The following is a 476-nucleotide window of genomic DNA, read 5'->3' on the forward strand; positions in this document are numbered from 1 at the left end:
ACCTATTCCGGCTCCTTGTGAAATTGAACGAACCAAAAACTTTGCAACGTTAATGGCAAATTGTTGAAGAGGTGGAGAAAGATTTGGCATTTTAATTTGATTTTCTACTAGATTTTTTACCCCAAAATTTTTCCCGATTTGAGAAGCTTTAAAATCTAAACCGCTTTGCTGGTGAACCATTCTAAAGCCTTGAAGTTGGTTATTTTTGTTGATTGTTGGTTTGATTATGATGCCTTTTGAAAACATTAAATCTTTATAATTATCAAAAGTTTTAGAGTTACTAATCGCAAATTGATGCGCTTGTTTTATCTCATTTTTGATTGGCTGACGGGTGATATCATTTATCTTTTTAACGTCTTTTGAGGTTAATAAACCTCTTTCCTTAGCCATATTTTCGCTTATTGTTTGGCTTTTTAAGCTTATGAAATTGTCTTTTACTGCTACACCTTTCTCATTTATTCTGTTCGCTATTATGT

General features: G+C 32.1%; 1 pseudogene. It reads right to left on the minus strand.

What is annotated here, in order from left to right:
* A pseudogene (locus tag C1634_RS26215) lies at nucleotides 1-476 on the minus strand (hypothetical protein); the annotation flags it as partial.

The organism is Chryseobacterium viscerum (assembly GCF_002899945.2).
Taxonomy (GTDB): Bacteria; Bacteroidota; Bacteroidia; order Flavobacteriales; family Weeksellaceae; genus Chryseobacterium; species Chryseobacterium viscerum.